Annotated in this window: 17 protein-coding genes, 1 tRNA gene and 1 pseudogene; 12 read left to right on the top strand and 7 right to left on the bottom strand. The window is 59.6% G+C overall.

Going from position 1 to position 22,081, the window contains the following annotated elements; all coding sequences use genetic code 11:
* The first annotated feature begins 29 nt into the window (after window positions 1–29).
* From dusA to PAN08_RS15335, 4 genes are all read left to right on the top strand, one after another.
* The gene (dusA, locus tag PAN08_RS15350; RefSeq protein ID WP_269792387.1) at window positions 30–1,022 is read left to right on the top strand and encodes a tRNA dihydrouridine(20/20a) synthase DusA; all 993 of its coding nucleotides are present in this window, start codon (window positions 30–32) and stop codon (window positions 1,020–1,022) included.
* A gap of 261 nt (window positions 1,023–1,283) precedes the next feature.
* Window positions 1,284–1,664 carry a hypothetical protein gene (locus PAN08_RS15345; RefSeq protein WP_269792386.1) on the top strand — a complete coding sequence of 127 codons (381 nt, stop codon included), beginning with the start codon at window positions 1,284–1,286 and terminating at the stop codon, window positions 1,662–1,664.
* A 72-nt stretch (window positions 1,665–1,736) separates the two neighbouring features.
* Window positions 1,737–2,420, top strand: a complete 684-nt coding sequence (locus tag PAN08_RS15340; RefSeq protein WP_004136763.1) for a response regulator transcription factor — start codon at window positions 1,737–1,739, stop codon at window positions 2,418–2,420.
* Window positions 2,421–2,441: 21 nt separating this feature from the next.
* On the top strand, window positions 2,442–3,869 hold the full coding sequence (locus PAN08_RS15335; RefSeq protein WP_269792385.1) for an ATP-binding protein: 1,428 nt from the start codon (window positions 2,442–2,444) through the stop codon (window positions 3,867–3,869).
* Between the two features lie 39 nt (window positions 3,870–3,908).
* Here the strand turns inward: PAN08_RS15335 and PAN08_RS15330 are convergent, their stop codons facing one another.
* Entirely contained in the window at window positions 3,909–4,721 is an 813-nt protein-coding gene (locus PAN08_RS15330) for a M90 family metallopeptidase (protein ID WP_269792648.1), read from the bottom strand.
* Window positions 4,688–4,975 carry a hypothetical protein gene (locus tag PAN08_RS15325; RefSeq protein WP_269792384.1) on the bottom strand — a complete coding sequence of 96 codons (288 nt, stop codon included), beginning with the start codon at window positions 4,973–4,975 and terminating at the stop codon, window positions 4,688–4,690. Before PAN08_RS15325 ends, PAN08_RS15330 begins: the two co-directional genes overlap by 34 nt.
* 127 nt (window positions 4,976–5,102) lie before the next feature.
* Here PAN08_RS15325 and birA point away from each other — a divergent pair, with 127 nt between their 5' ends.
* The 4 genes from birA to PAN08_RS15305 all read left to right on the top strand — a co-directional run bounded on the left by birA (window position 5,103) and on the right by PAN08_RS15305 (window position 7,740).
* A complete protein-coding gene (gene birA, locus PAN08_RS15320) occupies window positions 5,103–6,068 on the top strand; it encodes a bifunctional biotin--[acetyl-CoA-carboxylase] ligase/biotin operon repressor BirA (protein ID WP_269792383.1) in 966 nt (321 codons plus the stop codon).
* Window positions 6,065–6,802 carry a type III pantothenate kinase gene (locus tag PAN08_RS15315; protein ID WP_269792382.1) on the top strand — a complete coding sequence of 246 codons (738 nt, stop codon included), beginning with the start codon at window positions 6,065–6,067 and terminating at the stop codon, window positions 6,800–6,802. The genes birA and PAN08_RS15315 overlap by 4 nt, the downstream gene beginning before the upstream one ends.
* Window positions 6,803–6,811: 9 nt before the next feature.
* On the top strand, window positions 6,812–7,591 hold the full coding sequence (locus PAN08_RS15310) for an SPOR domain-containing protein (RefSeq protein WP_269792381.1): 780 nt from the start codon (window positions 6,812–6,814) through the stop codon (window positions 7,589–7,591).
* 73 nt (window positions 7,592–7,664) lie between these two features.
* Window positions 7,665–7,740, top strand: a tRNA-Thr gene (locus tag PAN08_RS15305).
* Window positions 7,741–9,079: 1,339 nt separating this feature from the next.
* Here the strand turns inward: PAN08_RS15305 and PAN08_RS15300 are convergent.
* From PAN08_RS15300 to PAN08_RS15290, 3 genes are all read right to left on the bottom strand, one after another.
* A complete protein-coding gene (locus tag PAN08_RS15300; RefSeq protein WP_269792380.1) occupies window positions 9,080–9,526 on the bottom strand; it encodes a hypothetical protein in 447 nt (148 codons plus the stop codon).
* Between the two features lie 1,324 nt (window positions 9,527–10,850).
* Window positions 10,851–11,135, bottom strand: coding sequence for a hypothetical protein (locus PAN08_RS15295; RefSeq protein WP_269792379.1), 285 nt, complete (start codon window positions 11,133–11,135; stop codon window positions 10,851–10,853).
* 879 nt (window positions 11,136–12,014) lie between these two features.
* Entirely contained in the window at window positions 12,015–12,980 is a 966-nt protein-coding gene (locus PAN08_RS15290; RefSeq protein ID WP_269792378.1) for a hydroxymethylglutaryl-CoA lyase, read from the bottom strand.
* A gap of 867 nt (window positions 12,981–13,847) precedes the next feature.
* Between PAN08_RS15290 and PAN08_RS15285 the strand changes: the two genes are divergently transcribed.
* The gene (locus tag PAN08_RS15285) at window positions 13,848–15,311 is read left to right on the top strand and encodes a PLP-dependent aminotransferase family protein (RefSeq protein WP_269792377.1); all 1,464 of its coding nucleotides are present in this window, start codon (window positions 13,848–13,850) and stop codon (window positions 15,309–15,311) included.
* Between the two features lie 9 nt (window positions 15,312–15,320).
* Here PAN08_RS15285 and PAN08_RS15280 read toward each other — a convergent pair whose 3' ends face one another.
* Together PAN08_RS15280 and PAN08_RS15275 are read right to left on the bottom strand one after the other, a co-directional pair.
* Window positions 15,321–16,847: a hypothetical protein gene (locus PAN08_RS15280; RefSeq protein WP_269792376.1), complete on the bottom strand. Its 1,527-nt coding sequence runs from the start codon at window positions 16,845–16,847 to the stop codon at window positions 15,321–15,323.
* 81 nt (window positions 16,848–16,928) lie between these two features.
* Window positions 16,929–17,612: pseudogene (locus PAN08_RS15275) on the bottom strand (ATP-binding protein); the annotation flags it as partial.
* Between the two features lie 66 nt (window positions 17,613–17,678).
* Between PAN08_RS15275 and PAN08_RS15270 the strand changes: the two are divergent.
* The 3 genes from PAN08_RS15270 to PAN08_RS15260 are packed head-to-tail and all read left to right on the top strand — an operon-like array spanning window position 17,679 to window position 21,198.
* Entirely contained in the window at window positions 17,679–18,416 is a 738-nt protein-coding gene (locus PAN08_RS15270) for a TnsA endonuclease N-terminal domain-containing protein (protein ID WP_269792647.1), read from the top strand.
* Complete coding sequence (locus PAN08_RS15265; RefSeq protein WP_269792375.1) at window positions 18,409–20,301, top strand: DDE-type integrase/transposase/recombinase; 1,893 nt, start codon at window positions 18,409–18,411, stop codon at window positions 20,299–20,301. Before PAN08_RS15270 ends, PAN08_RS15265 begins: the two co-directional genes overlap by 8 nt.
* Window positions 20,302–21,198 carry a TniB family NTP-binding protein gene (locus tag PAN08_RS15260; RefSeq protein WP_269792374.1) on the top strand — a complete coding sequence of 299 codons (897 nt, stop codon included), beginning with the start codon at window positions 20,302–20,304 and terminating at the stop codon, window positions 21,196–21,198.
* Window positions 21,199–22,081: the final 883 nt, after the last annotated feature.

The raw sequence follows: 22,081 nt of genomic DNA, 5'->3' as shown, positions 1-22,081 counted from the left end.
CTTTAGGTGCGGATTTGCAGAGTAAATATATGAAAGTAAAGGGTTTGAGCGGGATGCGCCTATGCGTTGCCCCCATGATGGATTGGACGGACCGGCATTGCCGGGTGTTTCACCGCATCCTGGCGCCGGGCGCACGGCTGTATACCGAGATGGTGCATGCCAATGCAGTGATCCACGGTGACCGTGAGCGCCTGTTGGGTTTTGATGCCGCCGAGCAACCGCTTGCCCTGCAGTTGGGGGGCAGTGAACCAGCAGCGCTGGCGCAGGCCGCGCGCATTGCCGCCGACTGGGGCTATGCGGAGGTCAACCTCAACTGCGGGTGTCCGTCTGACCGCGTGCAGGCCGGGCGCTTTGGCGCCTGCCTGATGCGCGAGCCGGCGTTGGTGGCCGAATGCGTGGCGGCGATGGTTGCCGCGGTCGATATCCCGGTTACGGTCAAATGCCGGCTGGGTGTGGATGAGGACAACGACTACGACCTGTTCGCCGCCTTTGTTGATCGGCAGGTGCAGGCCGGTGCGGCAATGGTGGTGGTGCATGCCCGCAACGCCTGGCTCAAGGGCTTGTCGCCCAAGGAAAACCGCGAAATCCCGCCGCTGCGCTATGACTGGGCCTACCGCCTGAAGCAGGACCGGCCGTCGCTGCCGGTGGTGCTCAACGGCGGCATCGCGACCGTGCAGGCCGCGCAGGAGCACATGCAGCAGCTGGATGGGGTGATGCTTGGCCGTGCGGCCTATCACGACCCCTACGTGCTGCACGCGTTGGAAGCGGCCCAGACCGGCATGGCGCTGCTCTCGCGCGAAGCCCTGTTGGTCGAAATGCGCCCCTACATCGAGGCGCGGCTGGAGAGCGGGTTGGCGCTCAAGCACATCACCCGACACCTGCTCGGTTTGTTCCACGGGCAGCCCGGCGGGCGCGCGTTCCGCCAGATTCTCAGCGAAGGCGCGCACCGGCCCGGCGCTGGCTGGGCCTTGCTGGAACAGGCGCTGCAGGTCACCCGGATGCAGGCGGCACGGGTTGCCTGAGCCGGTCAGGCTCGAACGCCCTGTATCAGCACAGTCCAAAACCCTCCGGCAATGCTGAACAGGCGGGTGTCGCAAAGGCTGGTGGCACGCATTTGTCCGGCCAATTTGCTGAACGGGGCGGGTGTACAGTGGCGGAGTTCAGATCGGATTCACCCCTAAAAATCAAGAATTTGCCTTGATTTCGCTCGGGTCGACGTAGAGTTTGAACGGCGGCTTTTACGAATTTTGAACGTAGCCTCGCAGTCCGCTAGGATCACCCCCATGCACCCGCTCCAGCACCGCCGTCTGCTCACTGCTCTTGTCGCCACGTTGATCGTGGTTGGCCCCGGCGTGGTTGCAGCCACGGCCCAGCAGCAGGCCCGTCCGCAGGAAATCGTGCGCGGGCCGCCGGAAGTTGGCGCCGAGCGGGTGGCGCGTCAGGAGCAAGGTCGTTCGTTGTCCGACGCGGTACGCCGCGTGCAGCGCGAGACCGGTGGCCGCATTCTGGGCGCCGAACGCGTGCCCTATGACGGCCGCGACATCAATCGTGTCAAGTACATGGATGACCGGGGACGTGTGCGTTATATGGACGATCCTCAGCCCAGCCGCTCAGGTCCGCGCGGCCCCCGGGCAGAGTTGCCACCACGCGGCGATAACTCCTGAACAGCGATAGTTGTTCCGCGTTCCGCATACAAACGCCGGCGTCTAGCCGGCCCAAGTTACTAGGGAGAGTTCATGCGTATCCTTCTGGTTGAAGACGAAGCCCCGCTGCGGGAAACCCTTGCAGCCCGCCTGAAGCGCGAAGGTTTCGCAGTGGATGCGGCGCAGGATGGCGAGGAAGGCCTGTACATGGGCCGCGAAGTGCCGTTCGACGTGGGCATCATTGATCTGGGCCTGCCGAAGATGTCGGGTATGGAGCTGATCAAGGCGCTGCGCGACGAGGGCAAGAAATTCCCGGTGCTGATTCTGACCGCGCGTTCGAGCTGGCAGGACAAGGTTGAGGGCCTGAAGCAGGGCGCCGACGACTACCTGGTCAAGCCGTTCCACGTCGAAGAGCTGTTGGCCCGCGTCAACGCGCTGCTACGCCGCGCTGCTGGCTGGTCCAAGCCGACGCTGGAATGCGGCCCGGTGGCACTGGACCTTGCCGCGCAGACGGTGAGTGTGGCTGGCAGCAATGTCGACCTGACCAGCTACGAGTACAAAGTGCTCGAATACCTGATGATGCATGCCGGTGAACTGGTCTCCAAGGCCGACCTCACCGAGCACATCTATCAGCAGGATTTCGACCGCGACTCGAATGTGCTGGAAGTGTTCATTGGCCGCCTGCGCAAGAAGCTCGATCCGGACGGCGAGTTGAAGCCGATCGAAACCGTGCGTGGCCGCGGTTACCGTTTCGCGATTCCGCGCAACGAGGGCTGAGCCCCTTAGGGGCAGCGCAGTATGTCGAGCCGTCAGTGGCTATTGAAGCGTTGGCGGCCTCGCTCCCTGCAGGCACGCCAGCTGCTGGCGGCCTCCGTGGGGTTGGTGGCGTTTCTGGCATTGGCCGGTTACGCCCTCAATGCGATGTTTGCCGACACCGCACGCGCCAACCTTAGCGAGCGACTGAAGAACTACGCCACGGCCTATGCCGGTGGCATTGATTTCACCCGCGACCGCTCGTTGTATATCCGCGAGCAACCGCCGGATCCCCGTTTCGATGTTCCCGGCAGCGGCCTGTACCTGCAGGTTGTCATGCCCGGTGGCTATGGCAATTCGATGTCCGCCGAAGGGCCGTTCCTGCCTGATGTCAGTGGGCACATGCTCAAGCCGAACGAGGAAGTCTTCGAGGGGCCGTTGCCGATCATCCAGATCGATGGCACGCCCGGCGAGGTGTATCGCTATGGTTTGGGCTTGATCTGGGGCGGCGATGGCGCGCCCGAAGCCGAGTTCCCTTACACCATCTACGTGCTGGAAGATTCGCGCGCGCTGGGCAAACAGCTGCGTGGGTTCCAGGGTGCGGTGTGGTTCTGGCTGGGTGTGACCGGCTTGATCCTGCTGTTGCTGCAGACCTTGGTACTGCAGTGGAGCTTGCGCCCGCTCAAACGCGTGATCAACGAGCTGACAAAAGTGCAGCGCGGTGAGCGTGAGCGCATGAGTGAAATGCACCCGCGCGAACTGGAACCGCTGACTGAAAGCATCAACGCTTTCATCGAAAGCGAGCGCGAAAACCTGGAACGCCAACGCAACACCCTGGCCGATCTCGCCCACAGTTTGAAGACACCATTGGCGGTGCTTCGCACGCAGCTGGACAGCGGTAACAGCAGTGACCAGGAACTGCGCGAGGAAGTAAGCGTGCAGTTGCAGCGCATGAACAACCTGGTGTCCTACCAGCTGGCGCGAGCGGCATCGTCGGGCCACAAGTTGTTCTCCGCGCCGGTGCCCATCGAGGCCAGCGCCGAGGAAATCGTGCGTGGTCTGGAAAAGGTATATGCCGCCAAGGGCGTGCTGTGCGAGTTCGATCTGGAGCCGGGTGTCAACTTTTACGGAGAGCCGGGCGACCTGCAGGAACTGCTGGGCAACCTGTTGGAGAACGCGTTCAAGTGGGCCAACCGTCGCGTGTTGCTGACCGCCAAGCCGATTTCCAACACCCAGGGGCGCCGCGCTGGCCTGGTGCTGGCAGTGGATGACGATGGCCCCGGCATTGCCGATGACAACATCGCCAAGGTGCTGCAGCGTGGTGTGCGCGGCGATGAGCGAGTGCAGGGCCACGGCATTGGTCTGTCGATCGTGCAGGATCTGATCAAGGCTTATCGCGGTGAACTGCAGGTCAAGCGTTCGGCCGAACTGGGTGGCGCGCGTTTTGAAGTGACTTTGCCACCGGGAATTTAAGGCCAGTGGTAGCGCCGGGCGCAATGCCCGGCTGGAACGCTATCGAGAAGGCTTCAGCCGAGCGTGGCCCGGCTCTACATTCACAGCCCCATACAACCGGCGCAGATGCGCGGCGATGGTCGGCATCTCCTGCTCCAACACATGCGATGCCGAGAAGTGGTACTCGCTGACCACGGCAAAGAACTCTTCCGGTGCTTCAGCCGCATACGGATCAATGGCGGTTTCCTGGCCCGCTTCCATCTGCGCGCAGAACCGGTCGTACTGCTGCTGGAAGTCGTGCGCCCACTGCCGTTGCCATTCCCGCGGCAGCGGCGGGGTGCCGTCCATCGCGCCGTCCAGTGCATCGAGCTTGTGTGCCATTTCATGCACCGCCACGCAGAAGCCTGCATGCGGGTCGGCGATGTCGGCCTGCACATCGGCCCAGGACAGAATCAACGGGCCGCTGTCCCAGGATTCACCGATCAACTCGTCGTCCCATTCGTGCAGGACGCCAGCGGCGTCAACATGGCTGCGCTGCACGCGGAATGCTTCCGGGTAGACCACCAGTTCTGTCCAGCCATGCAGGCCTTCGCGGCCAAACTCCATCAGTGGCAGGCAGCACAGTGCCGCCAGCAACATGCGCTGGCCAGCATCCAGCGCAAGGCCTGCGACGGGAGTGATGGTTTTCTGCTGAAGAAACAGCGCGGTCAGTTCGCGCAGCTTGGCTTCCTGCGCCGGCTGCAGGGTACGCAGCCACGGGCAATGACGGCACACATCGCGCCAGAGGGTTTCATCGAGTGAAGGCGGGTTGCGCTGCCACCAGCGCAGGAACGACTGAATCAGCGGAACATCCCGGGCAGCATGCGGTGCCAGCGGGGTGCACGCAGGCGCGGAATGATGTCGTCATCGCTGCCGCCGCCGGTGGTCTGGGTGGGCTTGGCTTTATTGGCGGGCGGTGCTGCCGGCGCCGAATTGGCAATATTCACCGTGGCGGCCGGAACAGCCACGCGCTCTACTTCGGCCGGTGCATAGCTGCAACCACTCTTGCCGGTGCCGTTGAGCGCGTCCGAAGCCTGCGCTGCAACTGGCACCAGCAGCAGGATCAGGCAATGAGCGAGGTGGCGCATCGTCAACATCCGGAGGAGCAGGTGAGTTCCCGATTCTAGCCTGCTTTTTTATCTGAATTGGACGGCTGGCTGGGCGCCCCGGAGGGCATGCCGCATAATTTCGCGGTCTGTTGTGAGGAACCTGCCTGTGGATGACCGCCAATTGCTGGCCAAGCTGGGTGCCGGTGCGTTGTCCGGTGACGCCTTGGCGCGTGAGCTGGGCCTGACCCGGGCTGCGGTTTGGAAGCGTATTCAAGGCCTGCGCGCCGCTGGCGTGGAGATTGAAGGCCGCGCTGGCGACGGCTACCGGCTCGCGCAGCCACTCGAACTGCTGGACCCGGCAGCCATCCGTTCGGCGTTGGCTGCCGACGTGCAGCCGCTGCTGGCCGGCTTGGATATTGGCTGGTCACTGGCATCCACCAATACCGATTTGCTGCAACGCAGCGCACCTTTGCGCGGCGTCGAGGTGCTGTTGGCCGAGCGCCAGACCGGCGGCCGGGGTCGTCGTGGCCGGCATTGGGCCTCGCCGCTGGCTGCACATATCTATCTGTCACTGTCGCGTGCCTTTGCCGGCGGACTGTCGCGGATGGGCGGGCTAAGCCTGGCGATGGGCGTGGCCGTGGTCGAGGCGCTGCACGCGCAGGGCTTTCATGGCGTCGGGCTGAAATGGCCCAATGACGTGGTGATCGAAGGCCGCAAACTTGGTGGTCTGCTGGTAGAGGGGGGCGGCGAGTTTGCAGGGCCCGCGCGCGTGGTGATCGGCCTGGGTTTGAATGTACGCATGCCGGCAGCGGCCGCGGCGGACATCACCCAGCCGTGGACCGATCTGGATTCACTCGCGGGCCGGCAGGTGTCGCGCAATGCGGTGGTCACCGCTTTGCTGTCGGCGCTGTTGCCGGCACTGGAACAATTCGAGCAACACGGCCTTGCGCCGTTCCTGCCGCGCTACGCGGCGATGGATGTACTGCACGGGCGTGCGGTGCGTGTGGAGGACGCAGGCGTGATGCATGAAGGTATTGCCTGCGGGCTGGCCGAAGACGGTGCGTTGAAAGTGCGCATCGCTGAGCGCGAAACCTGTTTCCATGCGGGCGAAGTCAGCGTGAGGGCGTCATGAGCGATTGGTTGTTCGACCTAGGCAATTCGCGTTTCAAGTTCGCGCCGCTGCATGGCACCCGCGCAGGTAGCGTGCAGGCATGGGCGCACGGCGCCGAGACCATGACTGCCAGCGCGCTGGAGGCCTTGCCACGGGGCGATACCGCATGGGTGGCCAGCGTTGCCGCACCGGCACTGACCGATGAAGTGATGCGCGTGCTGCGTGAGCGTTTCGCACAGGTAAAGATGGCGCGCACGCTATCGCAATGCGCGGGTGTCACGGTTGCCTACGCACGGCCGGAGAAGTTCGGGGTGGACCGTTTTCTTGGCTTGCTTGCGGCAGTGGAATCACGGCAACCGGTGTTGGTGGTGGGGGTGGGCACGGCGTTGACCATCGACCTGATGGATGCGGACGGGCTGCATCGCGGTGGCCGCATCGCTGCATCGCCGACGGTGATGCGCGAGGCGCTGCACGCGCGCGCAGTGCAGCTGCCCGCAATTGGCGGCGACTACACCGAATTTGCCAATGACACCGCCGATGCATTGGCATCGGGCTGCGATGGCGCAGCGGTTGCGCTGGTCGAGCGCAGCCTGCGTCAGGCCGGCGAACTGCTCGCTGCGGTGCCCCAGTTGCTGGTGCATGGCGGTGGCGCGGCACCGTTGCTGCCGCTGTTGCCGCAGGCCGAGCACCGACCCACGCTGGTGCTCGATGGCCTGGCGCGCTGGGCGGTGCACCATTGCAGCGCAGAGCGGTAGGATCACCCCATGCTGACCCGTTTCCTGATCGTCATCCTTGCCGTCCTCAACGTTGGTGTTGCGCTGTGGTGGATGACATCCCGCCCGTCCGAGCCGGCTGTTTCAGCCAAGGCCGAGCCGGGCGTGGCCACACTGGAATTGCTGCCGCCGTCGCCGGGCAAGCCTGCACCCGCCATTGCCGCCGCTACTGCGCCGGTAGCACCGCCTGAAGCACCGCCTGAAGCGCCGCTGGTTGCGGTGGATATGGACCAGAAGGCCGTGGCCGTCGTTGCGCCGCCAGAAGCGCAGCCGGAGCCGTCGCCAGCTGCTGCAGCGGTTACCCCGCCGCTGCCTGAGCAATGCAGCAGCCTGGGCCCGTATGCCGACCAGGCCAAGGCGCAGGCCGCGCTCGCGGCATTGGGCCGCGACGTGCGGCGCCAGCATCTGCGCGAAGTGCCGGGCAAGCCCGCCAGCAGTTACCGCGTGCTGATTCCACCGGCAGCCTCGCGCGAAGAGGCGCAGGCCACGGCCAAGCGCATCGTCGATGCCGGGTTCAGTGATTACTTCATCGTCCCGCAGGGCGAGGAAGCCCATGCCGTGGCGCTGGGCCAGTACCGCAATCGCGAAGGCGCCGAGCGCCGGCTGTCGACGTTGGTGGCGGCCGGCTTCCCGGCCAAGCTGGTAACCAATGGCAGCGAGACCCCGGCCAGCTGGTGGCTGGACGTCGCCAGCAGTGCCGATCCGGCCGCGCTGAAGCAGCGTGCCAGTGCCGCACAGCAACAATCGCTGAATTGCGTGCGTCTGCGCTAGAATATCCCCCGCATCGCGCGCCGCACCACCGGCCCGATGCCGGCGAGCCCAGGGCTCAGCCCGCAATACCCATGCCGCTTTAGCTCAGTTGGTAGAGCAACTGTCTTGTAAACAGTAGGTCATCCGTTCGATTCGGATAAGCGGCACCAATAACTCACTGAATTTGAATTACTTTTTGGCAACGTAGTGTCGCCAGAGGGCGGAATTTCCGGGAAAATTCCGGGGAAATTCATTCCAGAGTTCATGTTCCACGGAGCGTTGAACGCTAGCGGCATCAAGGCTTTTAGGACTTCTGGTGACTAGAAGACCAACTGTTTTTCATCGCAGCTATCGGGCATCGGGCATCGGGGATATGCGCTGGCGATTTCCCTGCGACTGCTATCGGCCAGAAGCGGAAGTTCAACTACGGAATTAAGCCGAGCCGCGAAGCGGCTTCGGCTTGAATGAACTGTTAGGCTGACTTCGGCGGGAGGGTGAGCCAAACATCCCCAACATCAGGGTCGCGTCCCAGTGCTTGCCAATACTCTACGAGGAGTTCCACTCCGCGCTCACCAGGAGCCGCCAAATCTTGCCGTGGCACCCAGCGCATAGGGAGATCCGTCCCTTGGACGGGAATTGCACCCGCCTCAATTAGCGCTCTGATGGTTGCACGGACAGCTTGCACCAATGCATCTCCAGTCAGCCCAAAATCTTGCCGCAAAGCGGGCACCACCTGCCAAAGACCAACGGCGTCGAAGGGAAGTTCCGCAGGTACCCGCACAATCCACTGACTCAACGGAGTGCTGAAGTGCCTATGTGTGGGTTCGCTTGAAGCTTGCATAAGCGGCCTAACGCCAGAATTAAGCCGCGTTGCGGAGCAACGTCGGCTTGGATGATTTGTTAGGCGGCTCACACACCAGAGCAGCCCGGAAGAGTCATTGCCACAGCAATGACCCACATTGCAAAAGCTAGCAGTGCTACAAGCAGTGCGCCAGCACCGACCAGGAAAGAGCGGTGTTTGATGGCTTGGGCAACGAAAAGCAGGAAAGCTAGAGCAATTAGAATTAGGGAGCCGAGGAAAGCATTAGGGCCATGCGCTTGGCAAAGATAGGTCCGTGCAAGGAAGACACCTGCGGCAAAAGCCAAGGCGCTTAGTCCGAGACAAGTCCAGGCTGCTCTTTTTATGGCTTGCGATGAGGTCACGAGAGCCGCCTAACTACCTAATAGACGGACCCGTGGGTCCGGTTACACGACTTATCCACAAAGCACCGTATGGCGGGCTTTCCCCTTGATACAGCTCGATCTTAGGGCCGCTGGGTCCGGCTAACAAGCCAGCGTATAACCGGACCCAGCGGTAGCCTCGGCGGCCGCATCAATGTCCGCTATGGGTCGCTTGCTGGCAATGGGTGGCTTTGGGGTAACTATCGGCAGGGGAACAAGCATCAAGCGGTGCGTGCCCAAAGCTCTCTGCCGATGGTTCCGCTAAGCAGTGCAGAAGCCAGCTCCTTTCTACCTCCCGCCATTCGCGATCCTACTTTCCACATAGTCGAGCCACCTGTCCTTCTCTGAGTGATCGTCGCCTGTGTAGTAAATCTCTTCAAAGCTCTTGTTGTGATAAGGGGTATCAATAAAAACCAGATAGGTTGCCCCAACTATGAAGGCAGGGCGGATAGCGCACGATGTGTCAAAGTTCTCGCGACCACCGTATTTGGTCCAGAAAGCAGGATCTCGATGGTCATCAAACGTCTCAATGGAAACAGGGCCTAGGAGTCGCTCTCCGAGTATTTGGAAGGCTCGAGGAGGATTTCCCTTGTAAATACGCTCCGTCTTGAGGGTGTACAAAACCCGCCAAAAAGACGAGCCAGCATCTGCACGAACTACCTTTGCCAGCACGATATTCTTCGTACGCGAAATAAGCTCATCAGGATCGGTGGTTTGTTCGGGCGGAGTCATCATGCACCCCCACGCATTGCTCGAAAGGCTCAACAGAACCAATAGGTAAATGATGCGCATAGTCTTAGTGGCAGTTGATGAACGTGGCGAAGCATAGCAAGAGCCGCCGAGTTCACTCGAGTCCATTGCCCGGGCTGAGTTCGAGAATACCCGTGCACTCGTGGCTAGTTCCAGGAGAGACCAACTTGCGGAATCATTTCCTTAGGACTTTGCAGAAGCCAAACGGCCGCTTCGGGTCGCGAGGTGTCTTACGAAAGCAAGTGGATACTTGGCGGCTAAAGAGGGTTGGGCAGGAAAATAGGCTTTTCCCACCGGGAAAATTGCCTGTTTCTTCCAAGCAGGCCAATGGTTCCACGCGATGCTGCCGGGAAAAATATTCGTCCCAAGTAACTGATTTATTGGCTAAGTCTAAAGAACTTGTAAACAGTAGGTCATCCGTTCGATTCGGATAAGCGGCACCAATAACTTACTGAACTTAAAGAATTTTCTGGCGAACTAATGCCGCCAATGCGTGGAATTTTCGGGAAAATTCCGGGGAAATTCATTCCAGAGTTCATGTTTCACGAAGCGTTGAACGCTAACAGCACCAAGGCTTTTGGGGCTTCTTGTGATTAGAAGACCAACTGTTTTTTCATCGCAACTATCGGGCATCTTGGGTATGCGCAGGCTATTGCCCTGCGACTGCTATCGGCCAGAAGCGGCCGTTCAACTCTGGAATTAAGCCGACCCGCGCAGCGGGTTCGGCTTGAATGAATTGTTAGGTTGCCGCCAACTTGCGCTCGACTGCCTTGACCACGGCATCTCGGACTTTGGCAGACAGGAAATGTGAAGGTACGCTGCCGATCCAGCCTGACGTAGAGCGGTGTGGCCTGTCGGTTGCTCGAACATACTCAAGAATCTTTTCCGCATGTGTCCGGTTCCACGCCCATAGCATCTTGCCTCGAATCGACCATTGCCACCAGGCATCCTCGGGCCACGTAAGAATGTGGATAAAGTGCTCGACACACGCCTTGCACTCAACTACGCCGCGATGAAAGAGCGGGTAGCCCTGACCGTTGCTTGGCCCGTAAGTGAGAGCTTGACTGGAGATGCCTTTGGGGGGAGCCCACGGAAACAAGTGTGGGAATCTTTCCACTACGTACCAGGCACCCCAGCGGTGCGCTGGTTTGTCGGCAGGCGCTTCGGAGCGGAAGTCAAATGGCTCCCAAAAACTCGCATACCCTCCACACCTAGGGCAGCTGACTTCCAAGTGGTCGAGACCTCTCATAGGCAACCTAACACTCTGAGTTAAGCCGCGCCGCGAAGCGGCGTCGGCTTGAATGAACTGTTAGGCGCTACTGGCCCCGGTGCCTTTCCAAAGAGCATATATCTCCCAGTTCCATGCACCATCCGAGTGGAGCTGTTCGCTGATGATAGCCATAAGTTCGTCGCTATTCCGCAGAACTGGCAAGTTCTGAAAATCGTCGCCCCAGAACAGGCAGAAGTCCCTGCCGAGCTCAATCTGCTCCAATAGAAGTTGGCCTAGGAGAGTGTCCTGAAGTTCCGCACCAGCAGCTATTGCGTCCTTCGCCGCATCTGACATTGAATCGATGCCTTCTGATTCGTCGGTCAAGCTCCAAACGAAAGGCGTTCCGAAATTGTGGGAGGCTTCCCTTGGCACCTTTCGAGCTTAGGGCGGCTGGGTCCCGCTAACAAGCCGACGTATATCCGGACCTGGCGCGGGGCTCGGCGGCTGCACCAATGTCCGCTTCGGGTCGAAACGTGCCTGACGCCACCGAACGGATACTCGTCGGGGCTAAGGAGGGTTGGGTGGAAAAATTGGCATTTCCTTCCGGGAAAATTGCCTGCTTGTTCCAAGCAGACCAATGGTTCCACGGCCGCTTGCCGGGAAAATTGTTCAACTCAAGCTATTGATCGCTCGGCTAAGTTCAAAGAACTTGTAAACAGTAGGTCATCCGTTCGATTCGGATAAGCGGCACCATCGCCTGATCCTATGGCGTCCAAGCAAGTCCCGAGCTCCCACTAAGCCCGCAGAAATGCGGGTTTTTTGTGCGTATTGGTCCGAGCTTCTCCACGGACATCCAGCATTTTTTTTTGGGGGTACAAGTGGGGTACATTTCGAAAAATGGAGTTCAGCAGGGAGGCTGTACCAGCCTCATGCTGGTGTTGCCAGAAAGCCCCACCTCGTCGGGGCTTTTTGCCATCTGGCGTCTGGTCTCCCTTGCGTGGCTTTTCAAATTTTTCGTTCGCGGGCTGGACCAGATAGTCCGAATAAGCTTCGCCGCTACAGCGGATGTCGCCAGAGTGAATGAGGCCGGTGCAAGGTGCCGCCGCGGCATAGTTCGCGCGGTCTGCATGCAGGCAAACGTTGGTCGATGAATCGCTTGGCGGCGCTCTGTGGCGCCGCTTGGCAGTGGGGCCAGTGTGCGCTGCGGTGACACGGCAAGCGGCTCTCGCCCTTCTGAGGGCGCTCGCTGTGCTGTGAATGACTTCAGCGACTGTTGTGCTGCTGGATGGCGCCGTGGGATGGGATCTTCGCCCGCATTGCGCGGCCCACGCGTGATTCGGTACGACGGTCGAGCATGCAGTCGATGTACTCGCCGGCGAGCAGCAGGCCGGGCAGATCAACGCCGCAGTGCATGCCCAGGCCGGTCAGCAGGTACACCAGTTCTTCGGTCGCAAGATTGCCGGCCGCGCCCGGAAAATACGGGTTGCCACCCAGGCCTGAGATGGAACTGTCAAATGCGCGGACCCCGTGTTCCAAGGCCTCCACGACGTTGGCATTGGCAAGCCCGAAGGTGTCGTGGAAGTGGCAGGCCAATGTGTGCATCGGCGTTTCCATCAGGCAGGTGTGCAACAACGTGCCGACCGCTTCGGGCCCGCCGCCGCCAGTGGTGTCATCAAGGCATATCTGCCGACAGCCCAGTTGCTTTAGTTGGGCGACGATGGCCGCCACCGCCCGCGGTGTGACCGGGCCTTCGAACGGACAATCAATCACTGTCGAGACACGCGCACGTACTGCGATACCCAGCGGCTTGGCGTGTTCGGTGATCTGAGCAATGCGGTGAAGGCTCTCTTCAATGTCACAACCCAGCATGGCACGGCAGAAGCTGCGCGATGCAGCGGTGGCCACGGTGATGTCGCGACAACCAGCGACATACGCCCGCTCCAACGCATGGAGGTGTGGCACCAGCACACTACGTACCTTATCGGTGGGTGGATGACCCAATGCCTCCAGTACGGGCAGTGGCGAGGTGCCCAACGACAAGCGTGATGTCGGTGCAAACGCGCCTACCTCAGTCGCAGACAGCCCCGCGATCTCCAGCAGCTCAATGAGGGTGACGCGGACCTGTGTGTCCACGGTCTCGGAAAGACCTTGCAGGCCATCACGAGCGCCTAGCTCGGTGATCTGCACGCTGTCCACCAGCTTCAATGAGGCATCCACCATGGCTTGCATTTCCCTTTGCGTCGGTGTCGATGAACATATCGACGGACCTTGTCGATGTCGGCGATGTTGATACTGGGCGTCGCTGGCGATGCAGAAATTGAAGTGCATTGCAGCGTTTCGAAAGTCAGCGTGCGTAGTGTCCAAGCAAAAAGTGCATCGCCAGTACTGGCGAATCAACCGCGAGATCGGAAACCTAGGTCTCGATGTTGCTGCAGCGAGTGGCGTCCGTGGAAGGAAGGGCTTTCGCAAACCGCATCAGTTTTTCTCGTGCACGCAGAAGAGATTCGTTCGCCATCAATGGATCCGAAAACGCCGTCACCGGCATCTGTACCCAAGCCAGTGGACCCATGGATGAGGTGACGAATTCGCCATGGCTTTTTGTTGCCTGGAAATGCGATGTGTATCGGAAAATTCAATCAGATCATTGAAGGCTGGTGACAGGAGTACGTCGCGTTCTAGCGCATGGATACCAGGCGCCATCGCGAAGCGGAAAGCGCTTCTTGTTGAACATATTGAATGGCGCAAAAAGTGCTTTTTTTCAGGCATTTCATGCCGCTGCGCACTTCCGTTCAACAATGATGGTGAGTGCGAATTCTTGACGGTGTTCATGGGTGAAGCATGCGTGAAATAAGGTGCTTAAATTTATGAAACATGGTGACCATTCTTGACAGGAAATGACCGTTTTTTTCATCACTGCGTGGATCTTCTTCCTGTGCAAAACTGTGAACTAGGTACAGTTTTTAAAGACAGTGTTTGCACGCGCAGCAAACGCCTCCCGACCGGGATCTGTTTGTACAGAATGCGTCTACGCCGGAATGCAAAGCCGCTTTTGGTGAGCCGTTTCGATCTCTTGATGTCCCTCCGTTTCGGAAAGCCATGGCCCTAACATCCCATCCCATTTCATTGGCTGAGAAGGTCGCTACAGATATCGGTCGCCAGATATTGGCCGGTGTTCTCAAAGCGGGTGACAAGCTCCCCTCGTTACGTGAGTACGCGCGTTTGAACGGCTACTCAAAGAACACCGTGATTGCCGCGTTCGATTTATTGAGTGAGCGCGCGATGGTGCATGCACAGCACGGGAAGGGTTTTTTTGTTCGGGGAATGGATGCCCAAGTCGAACGCGAAGATGACGACGAACCTGTTGGCTACGGCCGAGCGATCGATACGATCTGGCTGATGCGGCAACAGGCATTGCGCGATCCGGGGAGCTCGAACCTTGGTGAGGGTTTCCCGCCGGTGGAGTGGTTGATGGACATGCGACTGGATCGCTTCCATCGGCAGATCACGCGCTCGGGTGTGGGCAGCCTGTTCCGGTATGGCAATCGCTATGGCTATCTGCCGCTACGCCAGCATCTGGTCCGGCGCCTGGCCGGGTACGGCATCGAGGCGGGACCACGGCAATTGGTCACCACGTTTGGCGCCAACCATGCGCTTGATCTGGTCACGCGTTGCCACGTTCGACCCGGTGATTCCGTGTTGGTGGAAGACCCGGGCTACTACCCGTTGTTCGGCAAGCTGCGCATGCACGGGGCCATTCCGATCGCGATACCGCGCTTGGTGGACGGGCCGGATCTTGTCGCGCTGGAAGTGGCCATACAGCAGACCAAGGCGCGCGTGTTCTTCATGCAGTCCGCTGGGCATAACCCTACCGGCACGGATATCTCTGATGCGGTTGCGCAGCGGCTGGTGCAGCTGGCGCAAAAGTACGACCTTTTGATCGTGGAGAACGATTCACTGGCCGACTTCAAGGGAAACTCAACGCCGCGTGTATCGGCGCTCACCCAGCTCAAGAACACCATCTACATCGGCAGCTTTTCCAAATCGATTTCGGCCGCACTGCGGATTGGCTTCATCGCCGCGGAAAGCGCGCGTGCCGAAGAGCTGGCCGACGTGAAGATGCTGCTGCATTTCGGCGGCAGCGAGTATTCCGAGCGTGTGCTGGAGGCCATTCTTCGCGAAGGTAATTTCCTGAGGCACATCAAACGGCTGCAGGATCGCCTGCGCGTGGCCACGCAGGCAGGCTTGGAATCGCTACGACAATTCGATGCGACGGTGTATGCCACGCCCGAACAGAGCCTGTACCTGTGGGCACGTTTTCCTGGCGTCACCGACACACGCCTGCTCACCATCCGTATGTTGGCGCGCGGCGTGGTGTTGGCACCGGGCGCGTTCTTCCACTTGAATACCGAGCGGATTTCGCCCTGGACGCGCTTGAATGTGGCCTACCTGAGCGATCCGTTGTTCGTCAGTAGCCTGCGGCAGGAGTTGGACCAGGCGTCCAGCCATGCGGTATCACCGCTGCGCACGGGCTTGTTCACACCACCGGAGTGGGCGACCTGAGCGAGGTGCTTATGCCCACTCCGACAGCGAAAGTTTCAGCTCGGCCTCGAAGCCCTTGTCGGAACGCAACGCCACGGTGAACACATTCGGTGCCTGCTGGGCGATGCCGATGGCGGTGTTGCGAGCGACATCCAATTCTGCTTCGTTCTTGGGGCCGCCTGCCCATTGGTCATCACTCCAGACATAGCGCAACCGCCAGCTACCATCTTCGGCGGGCCGGGCGAACAGCACCAGCGTATTGCGGAACAGATGTTCACCCGGGATGTGGTTCTTGAGGAACAACGCGCCATCGACCTGGTAGCCGGCATTGGTCACGGCAAGGTTGATGGAGAAGGCGATCTCACTGCCGGACATGATCCGGCTGCTGTCCAGGAACACTGAGAACAGTACCGGTGCGCGTGCCTGTGGGCGGACGCTGCCGTCGGCGTTGAACATGTCGTTGTACTCACGGCGGATCGCACACTGGTTGGCTTCGGTGCGTGAGGTGAGCTCGTAGGTATAGGCGCCACGAGGGGCCACCGTGGCTTCGATGTAGTACGACGACTCGATCTTTTTCCCGCGCTTGCGTGCTGCTTCAATCTCAGGTGGAAATGGCAGCGCTTTGATGTCCAGCTGCGCGGTGGCGCAGGTATCGCCAAACAGGAAGCGCACCAGATTCTGGTAGCCCTCCTCGGAGTTGACGATGCCGAAGTAACCACTGTGGCTGCGGTTGACGAAGGCACGCGGCGCGCCTTCCACGTAAGCATTGGCAATGCGCACCAGGCCATCGCTCAGCGAACCCACCGCGAATGAGGACAAGCCATGCGCTGCGGCGTAGTCGCGGCTGTTGGTGCCGATCAAGCAGAACATGCGCTCCGGCGGGAAGCCTGAATCGCCCAGCGTGTTGACCTTGTCTTTGGGCACCTTCAGGTACTTGCCCATGGTGGTGCGGTTGAAGTTGTTCATGTCATTGATCGACAGTAGGTTGGGCACGTTGATGCCGCCCACGTCGATGCCGTTGTGCGGAGTAGCGTAGGTGAAGACCTTGTCCACCATCGCCCGTGTTTCGGCGGTGCCCACGTCAGGATTCTGCAGCAGGCAGCGGCAGATCAGGCCGCCCATCGAATGCGCCACCAGGTAAACGCGGAATTCCTTGCGCATGGCGGCGTTGTTGCCGCAGATGCTGTCGCGCAGTTCCAGAATACGCCGGCCCAGGCTGGCCGCTGCATCGGTGATGGAAGGGGTTTTGCCGTCACCGAATGCAGGGTCGGCCGGGTCGTAGTAACGGTGGATGACGATGCAGCGCGGCGAGATGCGACTGCGCCGCTCGGCCCCAAATTCGTACACATCGCGGTAGTTGTGGTCCTTCATCAAGCGCACCAGCGGCGACTCGAACACGAACTTCACGATGGAGCCATCCTGCGCCTGACGCATCTTGGTCGAGCCCGCCTCAAAGCCCATGAACGGCGTGGACGTGGTTTCGACAATTTCATCGCGGGTCAGCGCGTAGCCGCGGACATAGATGATCGGGAAGTACGGACGTTCGATGCGTTCCATGGCAGGGCCCTTGTGCCTATGCCGCATCTTCGCCCCATGCGCAGATGCCTGCTTTGGCTGGCAATGTGCCGATGATGCACTTCAATGGTCTTGCGGGCTGCGATCCAGTTGGCGGTAGCCGATGGCTTCAGTCAGATGACTGCGCTGGATGTCGGCGGCACCGGCAAGATCGGCGATGGTGCGCGCCACGCGCAGGATGCGGTGCATCGAGCGGGCCGAGAGCTGCAGGCGATCCATGGCCTGCTCCAGCAGGTCGTGGTCGGCCGAGGACAAGCGGCAGTCGCGCAGCGTCTGCGCCTGAGTGAGATGGGCATTGGCGGTGCCAGCGCGTTGTAGCTGCCGTGTGCGAGCCTGCGCCACCCGCTCACGCACGCAGGCGCTGCTTTCCCCGTCGGGCGCGTCGCCACGCAGCGCCGCCGGCGCCAGCCGGGGTACCTGCAGGTGCAGGTCGATGCGGTCGAGCAACGGCCCGGAAATCCTGGCGCGGTAGCGGCTGATGGCATCGAGCGAACAGCGGCACCGGCCGCTGCTGTCGCCGGCCCAGCCGCAGGGGCACGGGTTCATTGCCGCGACCAATTGGAACCGTGCCGGGAACTCGATGCTGCGTGCGGCCCGGGAAATGGTGACGGTGCCGGACTCCAGCGGCTCGCGCAGTACTTCCAATGCGTGCCTGTTCCATTCCGGCAGTTCGTCAAGAAATAGGACGCCGTTGTGCGCCAGCGAAATCTCCCCGGGGCGCGGATGCGAACCGCCCCCGACTGACAACTTTCCAAGTAGGTGCGACTGTTGCGCCCAGCTTCAACGGATTGAATGGATGGGTGCGTGTCACAGATGATGCGAACGGCCAGCAAAGAGCGTGCGACTGGATGTAGTATTCAGCTTAGTGATGCGACTGGATTCCCACGAGCCTTGCCTCCAGTACGAAAAATCGGTCTCGGGCGGCGCGCCTTGGCTGGGTTGATGCCCGGAGCCAAGCTCCCCGATGACGAAATTGCTAGGTTCGAGTCCTCTCTGGAAAGAGACTTCTTCGTCCTTCTGGAGTTCAATCCGGACGTTCAACGCTGGGATCCACAGCCTGTACGCCTACCTGTTGAGAAGACGGGGACTGACTATGTCCCGGATGTATTGGTGTCGTTCTATCCCGGCACCAATGGCGGAGATCCTCGCCGAATTCTGTATGAGGTGAAATACCGCGAGGAGCTTCGGCTGCGCTGGAATGACTATAAGCCTCGTTTTCAGGCTGCACGTCGCTATGCCAAGGAATTTGGATGGGAGTTCAAGATCATCACCGAACGCGAGATTCGAGATGGCGGGCTCCTTTGGAACGCGAAGTTCCTTCTCCCCTATATCTATGACGAACCTGATGACATCGGTACGGTGCTGCTCGAGGCGGGTCTCAGGCGACTGGGGCCTACGACACCGACGGCGTTGCTGCAGGCGAGCTCCTCTGATCGTTGGGAACAGGCGCGTCTTCTGACTACGCTGTGGAATCTGGTTGCATGCCGCTACGTGCATACCGACCTGACATGCCCGTTGAATATGAACTCCGAGATATGGCTCCATGAGTGAAGCAGCTGGCTATAACCCGATCGCTGTCGGCGCGGAAGTAACTGTCGATGGGCGAAGCTACGCTATCTTGCGATACATCGACCTCTACTCTGTCCTTGCTGTTGACTGCGATACGGGCGATCGATCTCGCTTGGCTATCTCCGCAGTACTGGATTCTCTTCAAAAGAAGAATGACGAGGTCTCCAGTAGTTCCGGATTTGAAGGATTGTCCGAGCAGGACTGGGATGTTGCCCAAACGAGAGCTGCCGAGCTTGCTCCACTGCTGCAATCAGGATCCACTAGTAGGAACGATGCAGAGGAAATAGGGATCCGCTTAGGCGTACACGTCGCGACTGTGTATCGCTGGGTCAATATGCTCAAGAACACAGGTAACGTTGCCAGCCTTGCGCCAGCAAAGAAGGATGGTGGTCGGGGGAAGTCGCGTATCGACAGCTTCACCGACGCGATCATCTCCGACGCGATTAGTGAACGATACCTCGCTAAGCAGCGAATCAGCGTCGTAATGTTGATGCGGGATATTCAGATGAGGTGTAGGCGATCCAAGCTACCCCCGCCGCATGAGAGCACTGTTCGACGCAGAATCGCCCAGCTTTCCGACAAGCTAGTCGTGGAGCGGCGGCAAGGGCGTAAAGCTGCTGATGATAAATACGCGCCGAGGCCGGGTAGATTTCCCAATGCGGACTACCCAGGGGCCGTCTGGCAGATCGACCATACGCCTTTGGATGTTGTGATCGTTGATGACGTGCATCGGCGACATGTTGGCCGCCCTTGGTTAACGGTAGCGATAGATGTCTATTCGCGATGTATCGCCGGTTTCTATCTTTCCCTGGATCCGCCGAGTGAAACGTCCGTCGGAATGTGTCTTGTTCATGCCATTCTGCCAAAGGAGGGTTGGTTGGCAGCGCTTCAGGTGGCTGCCACTTGGCCGGTATTCGGTAAGCCCAACACTGTCCATGCCGACAACGGAAAAGAGTTCCGCAGCTCAATGATTACCCGGGCGGCCGAACAGCATCGGTTTCGGGTGGAGTGGCGCAAAGTCAAGACACCGAACTGGGGTGGTCATATTGAGCGATTGATTGGCACATTCAACACTGAGATGCATGCTCTTCCAGGAACGACCTTCTCCAGCATCGCCAAGCGTGGGGAGTATGCGCCGCATCAGGAAGCTGTTCTGACATTGTCCGAGCTCGAGGTCTACCTGACCGAATACATTTGCAATGTCTATCACCAGAAGCAGCACTCAGCCATTCAGCGCCCGCCTATCCGAATGTATGAAAGTGGGCTTCTAGGCGACGGTTTTCTACCAGGCCGCGGTCTCCCACCACCTCCGGCTGACCCAGCTAAGCTGCGCCTCGACTTCATGCCGATGATTGAGCGGACGGTGCAGCAGTATGGTTTGAAGATTGACGGTATCCAGTACTACGACCCGGTGCTCGATAACCGGGTGAGGAGCAAGAATCCTGTAACCAAGAAGCCACAGAAGTTCATTATCAGACAGGATCCACGGGATATCAGCATTGTGTACTTCCTCGACCCCGATACGAAACGCTATTACCCGATCCCCTATCGCAATTTGTCGCATCCGAGCATGTCGGTATGGGAGCTGCGAGAAGTAAAGTTGCAGTTGAAGAAAGAGGGAAGGGACGAGGTGGATGAGTGTCTGATCTTTGAAACCTACGAGCTGATGAACAAGTTGGTCGAACAAGCACAGAGCACTAGCGTTAAGGCACGAAAGTCTGCACAGAAGAAGCGTCAACGAACGCGGACTAAGCAGAACGAATCTGCACAGGAGGGTGTCAGCCTGATTTCCCTGCCAACAGAACCAACGCAGTCTGACTGGGGCGACGAAGAGTTGGATCCTTTCGACATGGAAGGATCCGCATAAATGATGGAAGAGGGTACGTCCAAACTGGTTGCAATTCGCGCACTGAGTGCCCAGGAACGGTTGAGCTATATGCTTCAGCCGCGCTGGTTTGCCTATGGCGAGGCGGAGGCCATCTTGGAGAAGCTGGAGGATTTGCTTGCACATCCTCCCAGCCATCGGATGCCGGGAATACAAATCCTTGGGGATTCAAACAATGGCAAGACGGCGTTGGGCCGGGAATTTGTACGTCGCCATCCATGGGACGACAATCCGGACGGCGAGGCGGTTCGTGTGCCTGTCGTGCGCATCGAAATGCCGCCCAATCCTGATGAGATGCGTCTCTATGAGGAAATTCTGCTGAGCCTCCGACAACCGCTCCGATCTAAGGATTCTGTTGCGGAGAAGTCACGTCAGGTGCGAGCAAATTTGTCTGTCGCGCAATGTCGTATGCTTATGATCGACGAATTCCAGCACACTCTTGGGCCTCGCAATGACCGGCGCAGAATCCTGATTGATACCATCAAGTATCTCAGCAACACGCTACAGATCCCCATCGTGACGCTTGGCACCGCCGAGGCGCAGGTTGCAGTGAGCCGAGATGAGCAACTTAGCAATCGTCTCTCACCCACCTGGCTCAATCCATGGAAGAGAGACGGCGAGTACAAGCGGCTCTTGGCAAGCTTCGAGTCTGTACTTCCACTGAGAGAGAAAACGAGGCTTCAGTCTAGGGAGCTCGGAGGGCTAATCCACGATCTGTCCGAGGGACTGATCGGTGAGACGCGCGACTTGATCTGCAGGGCCGTCGGCGTGGCCCTAAAGACTGGCAAGGAGCACTTGGATGAGGAGCTCATCCGCAATTTGGATTGGATCAAGCCTTCCCGGCGCAAGGATCGCCCTATTCGAAGCTTGGTCAGGTAGGTGTGCCCTTGCACCAAACCGCAGTGGGTTGCGCATCCGCATCCACGCCGCGGCGAGATCCTTTCGTCTTGGCTCTCGCGCTGCGCTTTCGCTAATGGTCTAAGTGGTCACTGCTTCACCCAGCGTGCTTTTAGCGGTGTTCCGATATGGACCCGGGACATTGATCGCTTTGCAACCGAAAGTCTGCTGGCGGAGGCCTCAGATCAGTCACGTATAAAGCTTCGAAATCTCCGCAAGAGTGTGCTCAGATGCTATGAAGGACGCGTTTTCGCTCCGGGATATGGCGGCAGTGTCCTGCCTTGGATCACACCGGCAGGCATCTACCACCGCGTTCGCCGACATCACGGCTCGGCATATTGCCCGCTTTGTTTGGCCGAATATGGCTGCGCAATGCTGGTTTGGCGCCTGGCTTGGATGGTGCACTGCCCGCGGCATGAATTACCGCTTCGAGACGCATGTCCGCAATGCGATGCGCCCTTTGTTTTCCACCGAATCGCCCTAGGAGATCCTGGTCGATTGCCCTGCCCTGGCTGCGGTTACAACCTGCTACGTGCGGCGGCGGTGGAGTTGCCTGTCACCATGCAGGCCCGTTCTCTGCAGCGAGCTCTAACCTGCAGTAGTGCGGGGCATATTCGCATGATTGGGGGGAGGGCTCTCTCGCCACTAGAGTTCTCCCAAGGACTAAGGTTCTTGATCAGCATTCTCTATCCGAACAAGCACTTTGGCGGTCTGGCTGAAGGGGTACGATACAAGTCGAGACGCCACCTTGGGGATCCAATCGCGCCAAGTACTAAGGCATTCGAGCATTGGCGTATTAGGGATCGCGCTGTTGCGCTTTCCTATCTGGCAGAGGTGATGGATCAGTGGCCGGTTGCGTTTATTA

Source organism: Stenotrophomonas sp. Iso1 (genome assembly GCF_027497995.1).
Classification (GTDB): Bacteria; Pseudomonadota; Gammaproteobacteria; order Xanthomonadales; family Xanthomonadaceae; genus Stenotrophomonas.
This window is presented reverse-complemented; position numbering and strand designations above follow the sequence as displayed.